The 15,618-nt window shown below is 52.5% G+C and carries 14 protein-coding genes; 6 read left to right on the top strand and 8 right to left on the bottom strand.

Annotation, left to right across the window (positions count from 1 at the left end; genetic code table 11):
* Positions 1–10: 10 nt before the first annotated feature.
* Positions 11–454 (bottom strand): NADH-quinone oxidoreductase subunit A, encoded by a 444-nt coding sequence (locus Q3H59_RS06440; RefSeq protein ID WP_007889316.1) that lies wholly within the window; start codon positions 452–454, stop codon positions 11–13.
* 660 nt (positions 455–1,114) lie between these two features.
* Positions 1,115–2,038, bottom strand: a complete 924-nt coding sequence (lrhA, locus tag Q3H59_RS06435) for a transcriptional regulator LrhA (protein ID WP_007889314.1) — start codon at positions 2,036–2,038, stop codon at positions 1,115–1,117.
* A 969-nt stretch (positions 2,039–3,007) separates the two neighbouring features.
* Here lrhA and Q3H59_RS06430 point away from each other — a divergent pair.
* Together Q3H59_RS06430 and yfbR are read left to right on the top strand one after the other, a co-directional pair.
* Positions 3,008–4,225, top strand: a complete 1,218-nt coding sequence (locus Q3H59_RS06430; RefSeq protein ID WP_008105154.1) for a pyridoxal phosphate-dependent aminotransferase — start codon at positions 3,008–3,010, stop codon at positions 4,223–4,225.
* Between the two features lie 70 nt (positions 4,226–4,295).
* Complete coding sequence (gene yfbR / locus Q3H59_RS06425; RefSeq protein WP_110866568.1) at positions 4,296–4,895, top strand: 5'-deoxynucleotidase; 600 nt, start codon at positions 4,296–4,298, stop codon at positions 4,893–4,895.
* A 27-nt stretch (positions 4,896–4,922) separates the two neighbouring features.
* Here the strand turns inward: yfbR and Q3H59_RS06420 are convergent, their stop codons facing one another.
* The 3 genes from Q3H59_RS06420 to yfbV all read right to left on the bottom strand — a co-directional run bounded on the left by Q3H59_RS06420 (position 4,923) and on the right by yfbV (position 6,694).
* Entirely contained in the window at positions 4,923–5,582 is a 660-nt protein-coding gene (locus Q3H59_RS06420; RefSeq protein WP_192233271.1) for a sugar phosphatase, read from the bottom strand.
* A gap of 14 nt (positions 5,583–5,596) precedes the next feature.
* Complete coding sequence (locus Q3H59_RS06415) at positions 5,597–6,091, bottom strand: YfbU family protein (protein WP_008105160.1); 495 nt, start codon at positions 6,089–6,091, stop codon at positions 5,597–5,599.
* Between the two features lie 150 nt (positions 6,092–6,241).
* Positions 6,242–6,694: a terminus macrodomain insulation protein YfbV gene (yfbV, locus tag Q3H59_RS06410; protein ID WP_101763650.1), complete on the bottom strand. Its 453-nt coding sequence runs from the start codon at positions 6,692–6,694 to the stop codon at positions 6,242–6,244.
* A gap of 339 nt (positions 6,695–7,033) precedes the next feature.
* Between yfbV and ackA the strand changes: the two genes are divergently transcribed.
* From ackA to Q3H59_RS06395, 3 genes are all read left to right on the top strand, one after another.
* Positions 7,034–8,236 carry an acetate kinase gene (gene ackA, locus Q3H59_RS06405; RefSeq protein WP_101763649.1) on the top strand — a complete coding sequence of 401 codons (1,203 nt, stop codon included), beginning with the start codon at positions 7,034–7,036 and terminating at the stop codon, positions 8,234–8,236.
* 73 nt (positions 8,237–8,309) lie between these two features.
* A complete protein-coding gene (gene pta, locus Q3H59_RS06400; protein WP_176971183.1) occupies positions 8,310–10,454 on the top strand; it encodes a phosphate acetyltransferase in 2,145 nt (714 codons plus the stop codon).
* Positions 10,455–10,583: 129 nt separating this feature from the next.
* Positions 10,584–11,843, top strand: a complete 1,260-nt coding sequence (locus Q3H59_RS06395; protein ID WP_309833840.1) for a 4-aminobutyrate--2-oxoglutarate transaminase — start codon at positions 10,584–10,586, stop codon at positions 11,841–11,843.
* 46 nt (positions 11,844–11,889) lie between these two features.
* Here Q3H59_RS06395 and yfcD read toward each other — a convergent pair whose 3' ends face one another.
* Together yfcD and yfcF are read right to left on the bottom strand one after the other, a co-directional pair.
* Positions 11,890–12,435, bottom strand: coding sequence for an NUDIX hydrolase YfcD (gene yfcD, locus Q3H59_RS06390; protein ID WP_007889295.1), 546 nt, complete (start codon positions 12,433–12,435; stop codon positions 11,890–11,892).
* Positions 12,436–12,546: 111 nt separating this feature from the next.
* On the bottom strand, positions 12,547–13,188 hold the full coding sequence (gene yfcF / locus Q3H59_RS06385; RefSeq protein WP_309833836.1) for a glutathione transferase: 642 nt from the start codon (positions 13,186–13,188) through the stop codon (positions 12,547–12,549).
* 204 nt (positions 13,189–13,392) lie between these two features.
* Between yfcF and Q3H59_RS06380 the strand changes: the two genes are divergently transcribed.
* The gene (locus Q3H59_RS06380; protein ID WP_101763646.1) at positions 13,393–14,286 is read left to right on the top strand and encodes a TIGR01777 family oxidoreductase; all 894 of its coding nucleotides are present in this window, start codon (positions 13,393–13,395) and stop codon (positions 14,284–14,286) included.
* A gap of 32 nt (positions 14,287–14,318) precedes the next feature.
* On the opposite strand, the gene Q3H59_RS06375 is transcribed toward Q3H59_RS06380, so the two are convergent.
* The gene (locus Q3H59_RS06375; protein WP_192233267.1) at positions 14,319–15,599 is read right to left on the bottom strand and encodes an MFS transporter; all 1,281 of its coding nucleotides are present in this window, start codon (positions 15,597–15,599) and stop codon (positions 14,319–14,321) included.
* Positions 15,600–15,618 lie beyond the last annotated feature (19 nt).

Below are 15,618 nucleotides of genomic sequence, written 5' to 3'. Positions count from 1 at the left end.
TGCCTCGCTTTTACTGCTTATGAGGGTTGGTGTGGCTGTGACTGACCGGGACAGATTTGACCACTACGCGACGACGCGCAGGAGCCCAATCCAGCGCACCGATGCGCACCAGATAAACCAGGCCTGCCAAGAGCACCAAAATGAAAATTGCGGCTTCGACAAAGCCGACCCAACCGCTTTCGCGGATGGAAGTCGACCATGCGTATAAATAGAGGGCTTCGACGTCGAATATGACGAAGAACATCGCAACCAGATAGAATTTTGCAGAGAGGCGAATATGAGTGTCACCGACCGACTCAATACCCGATTCGAACGGGGTGTCCTTGTGTCGCGCACGCGCACGACCACCTAACAACCAGCCCCCGGTCAACATAAAGGCACACAGGCCGAATGCGATAACGATAAAAACAATAAATGCCCAGTGATGAGCGATCACTTCTGTAGTTGTCGACATACTCTTTGCTTACTCATCAAAAGTGGTGATGGCATCCTGCGCTGTTGCAGCAAACACACCACATCGATTCAAGGGAAGGATAAAAAACCTTATAAATTTTGCTGTCATTAGCAATAAAGCAGCAATTTTATAGGGGTTTTTACTCCTTTCTATAACCTTTTGTCAACTTTGACAAAAGTATCCAAACATTATTTTACAGCTGCATCATATTATTAACATTCAACCCTCTGAGCGCCAGCTAAATCGCTTCAGTTTGTGAGGTTAATTTTAGTGTAGCGGGTATTCACATGCGTGGATCGTGCATTTAACAATCATATTTTGACAGGTCTCGCCCGAGATTCCCCCCCCTTATCAGGGGTATTTTTTTGATCTAAAGCACATAACTGGGTTTTATGCTGCAAAAAACAGCGGAGTGGACGGGCAATTGCCCTGGGAAAGTTGGCACGAATTGATAAAATCATTCCATGTGGAGCAAAAATGGAACACATTTCATTTTTAAGATGTTGAGTGAAATCTTTTTCTGGAAATCGCTCTAAAAAGGATGTGTTAAAAGGCATAAAAAAAGCCTTAGCGGATAATTATCCAGCTAAGGCTTTTTTTTATCAGTTTTAACAATTAACCGGTATTCCAATTGAGAGGAATTACCAGTAACTGCAACCCTTACTCTTCATCATCCAGTAACAAGGTACCGTCTGGATTAGCACTCAGATTATAAGGATCGTTGGTGGACTGCATGGCATTGAAGATCGCCAGCGCCAGTTCGTTATCGCTGTCTGGATTACGGCACAGCAGATACTGGGTGTCAGGCAATACTGGCAAACCTTCTGCCGCGCCCATCACGCGCAGTTCTGGACTCATCATCTCAACAGGACGCGCTGTCACACCCAAACCGGCTTTAACCGCTGCACGGACGGCAGCCAGCGTTGAAGCAACATAGGAGATGCGCCACGGAATGCCAGCCTCGTTGAGGTGATCAATGGCCATATCACGATACGGGCTTGGCTCATCCAACAGAACCAAAGGAATGGCCTCTCCACGCTGGAAGATATAATCTGCCGCGCAGTACCACAATGTTGGTGAAGTACGCAGTACCTGATGAGTAAAGTTTCCTGGGCTGGACGTGGTCACAACCAGATCTACTTCACCTTGATTAAGCATTTCCATCATGAACGGGTTGCGCTTAACACGCACATCAATGGCCAGCTTCGGATAGACCGACGTTACGCGGTTAAGCAGGAACGGCAGAATGGTATCTGAGGTATCATCTGAAGCGCCAATGGTCAGAACGCCCTGGATGTTGCTGTACATTAAAGAGGTGCAAGCTTCGTCATTAAAACGAAGGATTTTCCTGGCGTAACCCAGCAGTTGAATGCCATGCTCCGTCAGCAATTTATTACGTCCATGTCTGGCAAACAGCTCTTTACCTACCAATTGTTCCAGACGTTGCATCTGCTGGCTCACTGCTGACTGCGTTCTGCACACGGCGGCAGCGGCTGCTGCAAAAGTGTTCAGATCGGCAACGGCAACAAATGTACGCAGCAGATCGAGGTCGAGATTCAGTATCGGACGATTTGCATTAGTCATGTTTTTTCTTCACTTATAAGATTTTTTAAAACTACTACCCTGGTGTATTACCCGACTTATCAAAGAGATAAGAGGCAATGGTGCTTAATGACAGCCCTGTGTGGAGCTGCCATGAAAAAAATTTTGTCAGGCGGATGCCGACGATCGCACCACTCTGAGATCAGAGCAGCGTCGTCATTATAGACAGCAGAACTTCTGGGCCGAAAACGTAAGTCGTACAGGTGCTGGAAGCTGCGTAGTTGTCTATGTATCCCGCGTAAAGTCCCTGCGGGTTAAAAAGAAATAACATCATGTTATGTAGATGCGAAGCGATAAAGTGCATCAAATAATAAATTATACTTAATCATTTTTACGCTATAAATGGAAATGTTTTTGTTCAAAACATCGCAATTTTTGACCAAAAGCCTTTTCGTACACATCCTGCCATAACGCTGCTCTTTTTTTAACCCCCCCAGGTTCTGAATCTCAAACACTTGCGTTAAAGATACAGCACAAATGCTATTTTACGCGTGTTTTACACTGCGTTGGAGCTAATGATGGTGCTTAATCCTGCTGATAAAAAGTGTATGAGAATGAACTCTATTTTATGACACCAGATAGCGCTTAATCATTACCAGACAATTTTTCGCCATCCAACAAGATTCATTTAACTATTTCGTCTGGTCGCTAATGTTTTTTTAAGCCAGTTTTGACTGAAAAATTTCTGAATAGTCTCGGATGTCGATGGAAGAAGGCATTTACACGTCAGGCACACCTTACCAGCGTTTAATATTAACATTCTTCACATTTGTGGACTAATGAACCAGATTAATCGATTTCCAATGACTTTTACGCCACGTGAAAGGGGAAAAAATGGCAAACACGCCAAAACCAAGCGCTGCCCTTCTTTTGTTAAGGTGAGAAGAGTAAATTGGGCGAGTTTGATTTTTGGTGGCAGGTTAAAGGACTCTGCCCATAAAGGCGGTAACAATGAATTTTCAAATTGATAAATCCGGCAAGCTGGAAAATGTCTGTTATGACATCCGTGGCCCGGTACTGAAAGAAGCTAAACGTCTCGAAGAAGAAGGCAACAAAGTTCTCAAGCTGAACATCGGCAACCCTGCCCCGTTTGGTTTCGAAGCACCTGATGAAATTCTGGTCGATGTCATTCGCAATCTGCCGAGCTCGCAGGGTTATTGCGATTCAAAGGGGCTGTATTCGGCGCGTAAAGCGATCATGCAGCATTACCAGGCGCGTGACATGCGCGATGTCACTGTCGAAGACATCTATATAGGTAACGGCGTATCCGAACTGATTGTGCAAGCGATGCAGGCATTGCTCAACAGCGGTGATGAAATGCTGGTGCCTGCGCCGGATTATCCGCTGTGGACCGCTGCCGTTTCATTGTCGAGCGGTAAAGCGGTGCATTATTTGTGTGATGAATCAGCAGGTTGGTTCCCTGACCTGGATGATATTCGCAGCAAGATCACCCCGCGCACGCGTGGCATTGTCATCATTAACCCGAATAACCCGACCGGCGCGGTTTACAGCAAAGAGTTGTTGCTTGAAATTGTTGAAATTGCGCGCCAGCACAATCTGATTATTTTCGCCGATGAAATCTACGACAAGATTCTCTACGACGAAGCACAACATCATTCGATTGCTGCGCTGGCCCCCGATCTGCTGACGGTGACCTTTAACGGCTTGTCCAAAACCTATCGCGTGGCGGGTTTCCGTCAGGGCTGGATGGTTTTGAATGGTCCGAAGAAACACGCCAAAGGATACATTGAAGGGCTGGAGATGCTGGCGTCGATGCGCCTGTGTGCCAACGTTCCTGCACAACACGCGATTCAGACCGCATTGGGTGGATATCAAAGCATTAGTGAATTTATCGCGCCCGGCGGACGTTTGTATGAACAGCGCCAGCGTGCGTGGGAATTGATTAATGATATTCCCGGCGTCAGCTGTGTGAAGCCGCAAGGTGCGCTCTATATGTTCCCGCGTATTGACGCGAAGAAATTCAACATCTTCGACGATCAGAAGATGGTGCTGGATTTCCTGTTGCAGGAAAAAGTGCTGCTGGTTCAGGGCACCGCGTTCAACTGGCCGTGGCCGGATCACGTACGCATCGTTACGCTGCCGCGCGTGGACGATTTGGAAATGGCCGTCAGCAAGTTTGGTCGTTTCTTACAAGGGTATCGCCAGTAAATTGTGACGCGTATACTGTTCGCATTTCGGGGAAAAGATATCTTCCCCGCCGTGCGAACAGGAACCTTCCATGACTCGTAGCCATTTTTTCGCCCACCTCTCCCGTCTCAAACTGATTAACCGCTGGCCATTAATGCGCAATGTGCGCACTGAAAACGTTTCCGAGCATAGTCTGCAGGTGGCGATGGTTGCTCACGCGCTCGCCATCATCAAAAACAAAAAGTTTAACGGCAACCTCAACGCCGAGCGCATTGCCATGCTAGCGCTGTATCACGATGCCAGCGAAGTACTGACCGGGGATTTACCGACGCCGGTGAAGTACTACAACGCGCAAATTGCGCACGAATATAAAAAGATCGAGAAAATTGCCCAGCAGAAACTCATCGATATGCTGCCGCCCGAACTGCAGGACGCTTATCGGCCGCTGATAGATGAACACATGCATAGCGAAAGTGAACAATCCGTGGTTAAGCAAGCGGATGCACTTTGCGCCTATGTGAAGTGTCTGGAAGAGTTGTCGGCGGGTAATAACGAGTTTTTGCTGGCCAAAGCGCGCCTGGAGAAAACCCTGACGCAGCGGCGCTCGCCGGAAATGGATTATTTTGTTGAGGTGTTTATTCCCAGCTTTAGCCTATCGCTGGATGAAATCTCACAGGATACGCCGCTGTAAAAAAACGGGCCGCAGCGGCCCGTTTTTTTATGCGGTGATAGAAAGGGTAAATTCACCGCTATCTTCTTTAGTGACATTTAACGGTTCAAGCGAAGCGACGCGGAAGGTGACTTCATCAATGCGCGGCGCATCGGCTGGCGCATTTATAGCGATCACCGCACTGCCCGCATCCAATCCTGAAATGATGCCCGCTGGCGCATCCTCAACCACCACGCATTGCGTCGCTGAAAGCCCCAAACGCTCGGCGCCCAGCAAATAAGGCTCGGGATTCGGCTTACCGTGCTTGATGTTCTCCGCAGTGATGAACACCTCTGGCATGGGTAGATTGGCGGCTTTATGGCGCGCATAGGCAACAGGGATCGACCCCGATGTGACAATCGCCCATGGGATCTGCAACTCGTTCAACGTTGACAGTAACGCTAATGCGCCCGGAATCGCCTGTACGCCATGCGTGTCTTCCGCTTCGAGGCGTTCAAGCCAGAGAAATTCCGCCTGAATCGCCTCTTCAGATTGTCCCGCCATGAAATGGCGCAGCGAGTTGATCGCAGGCTTCCCATGGATATAGCTCAGGACCTCTTCCGCAGACAAACCATGGCGCTCACCCCACAATGACCATGCGCGAATCACAGCAGGCAGTGAATCCACCAGCGTACCGTCTAAATCAAACAGAAAACCCCTGTACTTCACGCGTCGCTCCTTATTCAGGCATTGATAATCTGCGCGATCTCATTCGCGCTGAGATGATATTGACGCGGACAAGTGTGCCACACCGTAAGCATGCGTTGGTATTTTTCCCACATCGGCGTTTGGGCATTGAAGCCGTGTGTGCCGGAATCAAAATGGGTATAGCGCCCTTCAACGTTCACCATAAAACGCACGTAGCCGAGATAACGCGCTTCGGTGGCCGCATCAAAGCCGAGAAACGCCAGGCGACGCTCATCAATCGCGCTGCCATCTTTGAGGTTCGACCACGAAACATGCAGCGCATGATGCATTTCCATAATATCGATCAGTAAGCGACAGGTCGCTTCGGTTAGCTCGCCGAATTCCTTATCGAGCTCGCGTAACTGCAAGCCATAGCCGCGTTCAATAATGGTTTGATAACGACGATAGCGCTCGGCGTTATCGGGTTCCAGCATGGCCATCATTTTGTATTGATTGGAGAGGATCAATCGTTGTGCGTGGGTCATTTCCATGGTTTGCTCCCGGGCCAGGCGGCCGCTTAAGATTTAAACAATGAAGAAATGATTACACAAGGAGAGTGATGCGTGTATGTCCGCACCACTTTTCTTTGATTTGAACCGGGATTTGGCTCAAATTCTCTGGCAGGTAAAAGCGTCCGCGGATCAAAGATCGTCGAGGAAAGTGCGATCAAGCTGTTTAAACGCGCGCTTCAACACATCGGCGAGCGACTGATATGTCGGCTTACCGTCAACGGGTGCAATCGCCTGCCCCGCTTCTTGCAGTTTGGTACGCACTTCATGGAACCACTGCAGCAGCGTCGGCGGCAACGGCGTTACCGAACGTTTACCTAACCACCATAATCCTTGCATCGGCAGGCTGCAGGCAAACAGCGCGGTGGCAATTGCTGGACCAAGTTGTCCCCCCATCGCGATTTGCCATGTCAAGGTGAAAATCGCCAGCGGCGGCATAAAGCGAATGGCAAAACGCGTTGCATTCACCACGCGATTTTCAGGAAATACCGGCGCCAGGCGCTTGTCTGCAGGCCAGGTCTTCATGTATCGCTGTCCGCGCTGGAACAAGCCGAACCAGCCGGGTTTGTCTGTCTCATTCGCCATGATAGACCTCAACTAAATCTGCAATATTTAAAATAAACCGATAACTACACAACTTTACGTGACATCCTTCAAAAGTTTTTGTCTTTGCGGGTGACAGTGAGTATTCTGACGCCGTTTGAGTAACATTACCGGAAGCTTTAGCTCAATAAAAGAGCGGCCAGAGCCATGTTTCGCTAAGTGCTTATCAAAAATAAGCGTAAAATCACCAAAATTTTTTGCATGTCACTGAATTTTTGACTAGCACATGATGTTTATCATTAACCTACCAGCTTTCATGGGCTACGCTGTTAGTCTGATTGCGTTTTTTTTAGCCACTATTTAACAAAAATAGGTACTTCCATGTCGACGAAGTTAGTTCTGGTTCTGAACTGCGGCAGTTCTTCACTTAAGTTTGCCATCCTTAACCCTGTTACCGGCGACGAATACCTCTCCGGTTTGGCTGAATGTTTCCATTTACCGGAAGCACGTATTAAGTGGAAACTGGACGGCAGCAAACAAGAAGCTCAGCTTGGCGCGGGTGCGGCACACAGCGAAGCACTGAATTTCATGGTCAAAACTATTCTGGCACAAAAACCAGAGCTTTCGGCACAAATCGCTGCAATCGGCCATCGTATTGTTCACGGCGGCGAGCAGCTGACCAAATCAGTCATCATCGACGAATCTGTTATTCAGGGCATCAAAGACGCCTCTTCTTTTGCGCCGCTGCACAATCCTGCGCATCTGATCGGTATAGATGAAGCGCTGAAAAACTTCCCACATCTTTCTGATAAAAATGTCGCGGTTTTTGACACCGCATTCCATCAGACAATGCCGGAAGAGTCCTATCTCTATGCTCTGCCGTACAAATTGTATAAAGAGCACGGCGTTCGTCGCTACGGCGCACACGGCACCAGCCACTACTATGTGACGCAGGAAGCCGCGAAAATGCTGAACAAACCCGTTAGCGAACTGAACGTCATCACCTGCCACTTGGGTAATGGCGGTTCCGTTTCTGCTATTCGCAATGGTCAGTGTGTTGATACTTCCATGGGCCTGACGCCATTGGAAGGTTTGGTGATGGGCACGCGCAGTGGCGACATCGATCCTGCGATTATCTTCTTCCTGCATGATGCCCTGGGCATGAGCGTTGATGCCATCAATAAGTTGCTGACCAAAGAGTCTGGCCTGTTAGGTCTGACCGAAGTCACCAGCGACTGCCGCTATGTGGAAGACAACTACAGCACCAAAGAAGATGCTAAGCGTGCGATGGATGTGTTCTGCCACCGCCTGGCGAAATACATCGGCAGCTACACTGCGCTGATGGAAGGCCGTCTGGACGCCGTGGTCTTCACCGGTGGTATCGGTGAAAACGCGGCGATGGTGCGCGAGCTGGCGCTGCAGAAACTGGGTCTGCTCGGCTTCGAAGTCGATCACGAGCGCAACCTGGCAGCACGCTTCGGCAAATCGGGTTTCATCAACAAAGAAGGCACGCGCCCAGCCGTGGTGATCCCAACCAACGAAGAGTTGGTGATTGCTCAAGACGCCGCGCGTCTCACCGCTTAAAAACACTTCTCTCCGTCAGCTTAGGCTGACGGAGTTGTTTTAGACAGTCTGCAACACCTGAGAGGTTTCTATCGTGTCACGTACAATTATGCTCATTCCTACCGGCACCAGCGTCGGTCTGACCAGCGTCAGCCTCGGCGTGATCCGTGCCATGGAGCGCAAAGGCGTGCGCCTGAGCGTATTCAAGCCAATTGCCCAGCCACGTGCGGGTGGCGATGCGCCAGACCAAACCACCAGCATTATCCGTAAAAGCTCCGCAATTCCTGCCGCAGAACCGCTGCAGATGTCACGCGTTGAGTCGCTGCTTGGATCTAACCAGCAAGACGTGTTGATGGAAGAGATCATTGCCAACTATCACGCAAACGCTAAAGACGCGGAAGTGGTGCTGGTTGAAGGTTTGGTCCCCACGCGTAAACATCAGTTCGCATCTGCTCTGAACTATGAGATCGCTAAAACCCTGAACGCCGAAATCGTCTTCGTGATGGCGCTTGGCAACGATTCTCCGGCGCAGCTTAAAGAGCGTATCGAACTGACGCAAAGCAGCTTTGGCGGCAGCAAAAACAAAAACATCACTGGCGTGATCATCAACAAACTGAATGCGCCGGTGGATGAGCAAGGTCGTACGCGCCCGGATCTGTCAGAAATTTTTGATGACTCCTCTAAAGCCAGCATCGCCAACATCGATCCAAAGCAGCTGTTTGCCAACAGTCCGCTGCCGGTGCTGGGTTGTGTACCGTGGAGCTTTGATCTGATCGCCACTCGCGCCATCGATATGTGCCGTCACCTGAACGCCGATATCATCAACGAAGGTGAAATCCAGACGCGCCGTGTGAAATCTGTCACCTTCTGTGCGCGTAGCATTCCACACATGCTGGAGCACTTCCGTCCGGGTTCACTGCTGGTAACCTCCGCCGATCGTCCTGATGTGCTGGTTGCCGCCTGTTTGGCCGCGATGAACGGCGTAGAAATCGGTGCAGTGCTGTTGACCGGTGGCTATCAGATTGAAGCGCCCATCGCACGCCTGTGCGAACGCGCGTTCCAGACCGGCCTGCCGGTGTTTATGGTGAAAACCAACACCTGGCAGACGTCGCTTAGCCTGCAAAGCTTTAACCTCGAAGTCCCGACTGACGATACGCAGCGCATCGAGAAAGTGCAGGAGTACGTAGCTAGCTTCATCAATGAAGATTGGGTGGAATCGCTGACCGCCACGTCCGAGCGCAGCCGTCGCCTGTCTCCACCGGCATTCCGCTACCAGCTCACCGAGCTGGCGCGCAAAGCCGGCAAACGCATCGTGCTGCCAGAAGGCGACGAGCCGCGTACCGTCAAAGCGGCAGCAATTTGCGCCGAACGCGGCATCGCTACCTGTGTGCTGCTCGGCAATCCGGAAGAGATTCAGCGTGTTGCGGCGGCGCAGGGTGTTGAACTCGGCACAGGCATCGTGATCGTGGATCCAGAAGTAGTACGTGAAAACTACGTGCCACGTTTGGTTGAGCTGCGTAAGAGCAAAGGCATGACCGAAGTGGTGGCGCAGGAGCAGCTGGAAGACAACGTGGTGCTCGGCACCATGATGCTGGAGAGCGGCGAAGTTGACGGTCTGGTCTCCGGCGCGGTTCACACCACTGCGAATACCATTCGTCCACCGCTGCAGCTGATCAAAACCGCGCCAAACAGCTCGCTGGTGTCGTCAGTGTTCTTCATGCTGCTGCCGGAGCAGGTTCTGGTGTATGGCGACTGCGCCATCAACCCGGATCCCAATCCAGAACAGCTGGCAGAGATCGCGATTCAGTCTGCCGATTCAGCCAAAGCCTTTGGTATCGATCCACGCGTCGCGATGATCTCCTACTCAACCGGTAACTCCGGTGCCGGTAGCGACGTAGAGAAAGTGCGTGAAGCCACGCGCATCGCGCAGGAAAAACGCCCGGATCTGGTGATCGATGGTCCGCTGCAGTACGACGCCGCGATTATGGAAGACGTCGCCAAATCCAAAGCGCCAAACTCTGCGGTTGCCGGCCGCGCTACCGTGTTCATCTTCCCGGATCTGAACACCGGTAACACCACTTACAAAGCGGTACAGCGTTCTGCCGATCTGATCTCCATCGGACCGATGCTGCAAGGCATGCGTAAGCCGGTGAACGACCTGTCGCGCGGCGCACTGGTGGATGATATCGTCTACACCATCGCATTGACGGCGATTCAATCGCAGCAGGCCGAAGGCTAATCCCCTTTCCCGCCCACCAAAAAAGCATGCACTTCGGTGCGTGCTTTTTTTTTGCCCCGTACTTCACTGGCATAAACCTCACGCTGCGCTAACACTGATTGAAGTCTGCCGCTAATTGCGAGGTGAATAATGAGCAACAGTGATGTGCACCGCCGTCGTTTACAAGCCACGCCGCGCGGCGTAGGTGTGATGTGTGATTTCTATGCGGTGAAAGCCGAGAATGCCACGGTTTGGGATCAGCATGGCCGCGAATACACCGATTTTTCCGCAGGCATCGCAGTGCTTAACACCGGGCATCGTCACCCGAAAGTGATGGCTGCGGTGCAACAGCAGCTAGAATGCTTTACCCACACCGCATTTCAAATCATCCCTTATGAGAACTACATTCATCTCGCTGAGCGACTAAATGCGCTGGTGCCGATTAGCGGGCCGGTGAAAACCACCTTTTTCTCAACCGGTGCTGAAGCGGTCGAAAACGCGGTCAAAATCGCGCGTGCGGCCACCGGTCGGCCCGGCATCATCGCCTTCACCGGCGCGTTTCATGGCCGCACCAATATGACAATGTCGCTGACCGGGAAAGTGGTGCCGTATAAAACCGGCTTCGGCCCCTTCGCCAGCCCGGTGTTTCACGCGCGCTATCCCAACGCGCTGCACAAGGTCAGCGTGAGCGATGCGCTCGACAGCCTGGAAGCGATTTTCCGCAGCGATATCAGCCCGCAGCAGGTGGCAGCCATTATCTTTGAACCGGTTCAGGGCGAAGGCGGTTTCTACGATGCGCCGCCAGAGTTTGTCGTTGCGCTGCGGGAGTTGTGCGATCGCCACGGCATATTGCTGATCGCCGATGAGATCCAGAGCGGTTTTGCGCGCACCGGCAAGCTGTTCGCCAGCGACTATTACGCCGTGCAGCCCGATATCATCACCATGGCGAAAAGTCTGGCCGGCGGTTTCCCGCTCTCGGCGGTATCGGGACGCGCAGAAGTCATGGATGCGCCAGAACCCGGCGGCCTGGGCGGAACCTATGCTGGCAGTCCACCGGCGATTGCGGCGGCGCTGGCGGTGTTAGACATTATCGAAGAAGAGGCGCTGTGCAGCCGCGCCAACCAGCTTGGCAGCCGATTAAAACAGACGTTGCAGCAAGCAGATTGTAAAGCGCTGGCGGAGATTCGTGGTTATGGCTCAATGATGGCGGCGGAATTCAATGATGCGGCGGGCAAGCCGTCGGCGGAGATTGCCAAAGCTATTCAGCAGCAGGCGCTGGAAAAAGGTTTGATTCTGCTAACCTGTGGCGTGTACGGCAACGTGATCCGCTTCCTCTATCCGCTGACTATTCCCGATGCGCAGTTCGAGGATGCGTTAGCACTGTTGGCGGGGATTCTGCGGGAGCATTAACAATGGTGTGTATAAGGTCGCCAAAAATGGCGACCTTACGGCAGGATTACGCTTCGCTGCTCTGTTTACGACGTGCAGCATCACTGTTTCGGCTCAGCCACAGCGACAGCGCCTTAAGCGAATCATCGGTGAACTCGTCACAGCGCGCGGTGATCTCTTCCGGCGTCATCCAGAAGATCTCATCCACTTCCTCTTCCTGCATGGCAAACGGGCCATGGGAAACGCAGCTGAACAGCCCGCCCCATACGCGGCAATGCTGATCTTCAAAATAGAACTGGCCGTGTTCGGCGAATGGAACGGCCGCGATACCCAATTCCTCTTCCGCTTCACGACGCGCCGATTCCAGCAGGTCTTCCCCACTCTGCACCACGCCACCGGCAGTGGCGTCCAGCATACCCGGCATGAAGTCTTTGATTTCAGTACGACGCTGCACCAGAATTTTGCCCATGCCATCGTGCACCACAATATAAGTAGCGCGATGACGCAGACACTGCGCACGCATCTGCGCACGGCTGGCCTGCGCAATGACTTCGTTCTCTTCGTTAACGATATCAACCCACTCGATACCGTCACCTGCCGTTTGATCCACCATCCGTAACCCTTTTCTGTTTTCGGCGTGCCCAGCACGCGCCTGTTTGCCATGCTTTATTAGAATGAGCGGTAAGGTAAAGCGTTCTTTTCGCCATCGCAAGGCGCATCGTGCTCAGCGTGTTTTACCCGATTCCGCTAACCAGAGTTGCACCGAAGCACGCTGCCACTGGAACTCAGCATAGTGTTGTAGCTTCACCGGCAGCGCATCGCCGTGCAGCGCCAGGCGATTAATCATCACGGCTAAATCGGTATCCGCAATCGACCATTCGCCAAACAGATTTTGCTGTCCATCAGGCAAAAGGCGCTGCACCGCAGCAATGAGTTTGTTGGCAGCTTGCTCACCCGCCGGCGTAAGCGGCGCAAAGCGTTCGCCGGCGAACAGCACTTCGGTTGGACGCTCCGAGCGTAGCGCCATTAAGTCGCTGCGCAGCCATGCCTGCACTTCGCGCGCATGCGCCCGTTTCTCACGATCGCGCGGATAGAGCCGCTCGAACTCTGGCGCCGGAAAACGCTCTTCCAGATACTCAGCAATCGCTGAAGATTCCGTCAGCAGCACATCATCGATTTGCAGCGTCGGCACGCGGCAGGTCAGCGACAGCGCGCGGTATTCCTCATCCCACTGCGCATTCCGCGATAAATCGACGCGCTTGAGGGTGAAGGGAATGCCCTTCTCGGTGAGCGCAACATAAACCGACATGGCGTAAGGGCTGAAAAAGCAAGAATCTGACCACAAAGTAATGGTTGGATAATTCATTGGCTGCCTCAGAAAAGCGTCAGGTGTGCATCATGTTTACCGATTTTTATTTATTAAGGCAATGGTGCGCTGGTCGGATCTTTAGCGGCTAAGACCAGCGCTGACTTTTCCTTTTTCTTCATAAGCGTAAGCCGAGTCACGCCACGCGCACGCTTCTCTTCTATGCTCAATCTGAGCAGATAAAAAATGACAAGGAGGCTCAACATGCATTTACTGATCACCGGCGGCACCGGCCTGATTGGCCGCCATCTGATTCCGCGTCTGTTGCAGCTTGGCCATCAGGTGAGCGTCGTCACGCGCGATGTCGCCGCCGCACGCGAGAAACTCGACGCCAGCGTAGCGCTGTGGTCCGGCATCAATCAGCAAACCGATTTAAACGGTATTGATGGTGTGATTAATCTTGCGGGCGAACCGATCGCCGATAAACGCTGGACCGAACAGCAGAAGCAGCGGCTGTGCGAAAGTCGCTGGCAGATCACCGAGCAGCTGGTCTCGCTGATTCACGCCAGCAGCAATCCTCCGCAATTTTTGATTTCCGGCTCGGCTACCGGCTTTTATGGCGATACCGGCGACCTGGTGCTGACCGAAGAGGATCCGGGCCAGGATGAATTTACCCATACGCTGTGCGCACGTTGGGAACAATTGGCGTTAACTGCACAGAGCGATCGCACGCGCGTCTGTTTGCTGCGCACCGGCGTGGTGCTGGCGAAAGAAGGCGGCGCGTTATCGAAGATGAAACTGCCGTTTAAGCTTGGCGTAGGCGGTCCGATTGGTAGCGGCAAACAGTATTTACCGTGGATTCACATCGACGATTTGGTTAACGCGCTGCTGTGGTTAATCGATCACTCTGAACTGCGCGGCCCGTTCAACATGGTTGCGCCCTATGCGGTGCGCAATGAGCAGTTCGCCGCCACGCTCGGCCATGTGATGCATCGCCCAGCCTTTATGCGCACGCCCGCCAGCGCCATCAAGCTGATGATGGGGGAATCAGCGGTACTGGTGCTCGGCGGCCAACATGTGTTACCGAAGCGTCTGGAAGAGTCAGGCTTTGGTTTTCGCTGGTACGATTTGGAGGAAGCGTTGCGGGATGTCGTGTAGGGGCGCCATTAATGGCGCCCGCCTATCACAGATTAACTCCTTTGCTGCGCCACGCGTGATTTCACTGCCGCCGGTTCATGCGTATGTCCCGGCTGCGGCACGCGGATGATAAAGGTCAGCACGCCAGCAAACACGTACAGCGCGGTATACGCCCACACCACGCCGACGATATCGAAAAACGGCAGCAACACCGACGCAATCGCGGGCGCGACAAAATTACTCAGTCCGGCCGACAGGTTATAAATCGACACGGCGGCGCCTTTGTGATGCGGCTCCAGTGTCGGAAACACTGCGGTCATCGGCACGAAGGCGGCGACAAAAATTCCTAACATCACCGCCGGAATCAGCGCCACCCAGAAGTTATGTCCGGCATACAGCGGCAGGTAGTAAAACGCCAGACTGGAGATGGCCATACCGAGACAGCCAAACCAGCGCACCTGACGGATCCAACCCAGCTTCTCGCCGGTAATGCCCCAGAAGATGTTGGTAAAAATGGTAACGAAAAAGAACACCGCCCAGATTTGCAGCCATTCGGAAATGGTAAAACCAAGACGATCAACGAACAGCAGCGGCATGATAATGGCGAAACCAAACAGTGACAGCGTATTAATGATGCGAATCAGGCAGGCATAAAACACGTGCTGGTTGGTAAACAGAATAGTTACCGCCCGCGACATTTCGGTCATTTTATCGCGCATCGGCAAATTGACGCGCGAACGATCAACCGGCACATGGCGCAAGCTGAAATAGGCCAGCACGCCACCACAGGCAACCCAAATAATCGCCAGCCACAGCGTACCGGTTTCGCCGAGCATCGGGATGGTCAGACTCGGTAAATAGCTGCCGACCACACCGATACCGACGGAATACATTGCCCAGAACCAACCGGTGGCGGCCGCCAGTTTTTCACGCGGCAGCACCTGCACCAGCATCATCATGAATGAGTAAATGAATAGCGGATACGCCAGGCCGCGAATGCCGTAGAACAGCACCATCAGCGGATAGTTGCGCATGCCAAGACCCAACGACATAAACAGCGTGTGCATGACAATCCACAGCACGAAGCCAATCATCATGGCACGCTGGGGCGTAATCAGTTCCGCTACCACGCCCGATGCCCACGCCGCTAGCGCTGCCGCCAGTCCGTAGAAAGTAAATACTACCGCCGACTGCGCTGGCGTGAAGCCCATATCGGTGATGTGACGCGACAGAAATGCCATTTCAAAGCCGTCACCCGCCATAAAAATAGCGATGGCGAGGAAGCCCCAGAACATCTTTTTCGGTAAGCCAAACCAGTAATCATTCGATTGCATCTCATTCATCCTCTGTCTG

The sequence above is a fragment of the Pantoea sp. SORGH_AS_0659 genome (assembly GCF_031453915.1).
GTDB classification, from domain to species: Bacteria; Pseudomonadota; Gammaproteobacteria; order Enterobacterales; family Enterobacteriaceae; genus Pantoea; species Pantoea leporis.
The sequence above is the reverse complement of the archived record's forward strand: the minus strand, read 5'-3'. Positions and strand labels throughout refer to the sequence as shown.

What these genes read in the sequence shown, in the direction of transcription:
- Q3H59_RS06415 (WP_008105160.1), bottom strand. Translation starts at nt 6,091, where the DNA reads ATGGAAATGACCCACGCACAACGATTGATCCTCTCCAATCAATACAAA.
- yfbR (WP_110866568.1), top strand. Translation starts at nt 4,296, where the DNA reads ATGACTCGTAGCCATTTTTTCGCCCACCTCTCCCGTCTCAAACTGATT.
- Q3H59_RS06395 (WP_309833840.1), top strand. Translation starts at nt 10,584, where the DNA reads ATGAGCAACAGTGATGTGCACCGCCGTCGTTTACAAGCCACGCCGCGC.
- Q3H59_RS06430 (WP_008105154.1), top strand. Translation starts at nt 3,008, where the DNA reads ATGAATTTTCAAATTGATAAATCCGGCAAGCTGGAAAATGTCTGTTAT.
- yfbV (WP_101763650.1), bottom strand. Translation starts at nt 6,694, where the DNA reads ATGGCGAATGAGACAGACAAACCCGGCTGGTTCGGCTTGTTCCAGCGC.
- ackA (WP_101763649.1), top strand. Translation starts at nt 7,034, where the DNA reads ATGTCGACGAAGTTAGTTCTGGTTCTGAACTGCGGCAGTTCTTCACTT.
- Q3H59_RS06440 (WP_007889316.1), bottom strand. Translation starts at nt 454, where the DNA reads ATGTCGACAACTACAGAAGTGATCGCTCATCACTGGGCATTTATTGTT.
- Q3H59_RS06380 (WP_101763646.1), top strand. Translation starts at nt 13,393, where the DNA reads ATGCATTTACTGATCACCGGCGGCACCGGCCTGATTGGCCGCCATCTG.
- Q3H59_RS06375 (WP_192233267.1), bottom strand. Translation starts at nt 15,599, where the DNA reads ATGCAATCGAATGATTACTGGTTTGGCTTACCGAAAAAGATGTTCTGG.
- lrhA (WP_007889314.1), bottom strand. Translation starts at nt 2,038, where the DNA reads ATGACTAATGCAAATCGTCCGATACTGAATCTCGACCTCGATCTGCTG.
- yfcF (WP_309833836.1), bottom strand. Translation starts at nt 13,188, where the DNA reads ATGAATTATCCAACCATTACTTTGTGGTCAGATTCTTGCTTTTTCAGC.
- yfcD (WP_007889295.1), bottom strand. Translation starts at nt 12,435, where the DNA reads ATGGTGGATCAAACGGCAGGTGACGGTATCGAGTGGGTTGATATCGTT.